We start from the raw sequence: 548 nt of genomic DNA, 5'->3' as shown, positions 1-548 counted from the left end.
AGACATTTGTTATCTTAGTCGAGCGCAGTCTGGAAAACGCGTTAATCTGTGCTGGCTATCTTTCTGTAATCGACAGGGGAACGGTTGTTGACCATGGCAAGGCTGATGAAGAAACGGCATGCCGCTTTGAAAGGCATCTTACCGTATGACCCCCAGTCTCGAAGAAAGGGAGGTGATGTCCCGCCTGACTGTTCCGCAAATTCGTAGTAGCCGCATCTGCTTTATATGACAAAAGAAGGAGGACTACAGATGAAACTGACACCGGTTGAACAAGAAAAATTGCTCATTTTTGCAGCGGGGGAATTAGCCAAACAGCGAAAGGCGCGGGGCGTTCTGCTGAACTATCCTGAGGCTGCTGCTTATATCACCTGCTTTATTATGGAAGGCGCACGTGATGGGAAGGGAGTAGCAGAGCTGATGGAAGTCGGCCGCCATGTATTAACGGAAAAAGATGTGATGGAGGGTGTCCCTGAGATGCTTGACAGCATTCAGGTGGAGGCCACATTTCCGGATGGAGTAAAGCTTGTTACGGTACATCAGCCAATTTC

At 49.1% G+C, this 548-nt stretch carries 1 protein-coding gene; it reads left to right on the top strand.

The window, feature by feature from the left end; all coding sequences use genetic code 11:
• Positions 1–249 precede the first annotated feature (249 nt).
• Positions 250–548, top strand: a 299-nt coding sequence (gene ureA, locus ACWHAR_RS30980; RefSeq protein ID WP_452088920.1) for an urease subunit gamma, incomplete at its 3' end; no start/stop codon positions are given.

The organism is Bacillus sp. LR--39 (assembly GCF_053613335.1).
This window is presented reverse-complemented; position numbering and strand designations above follow the sequence as displayed.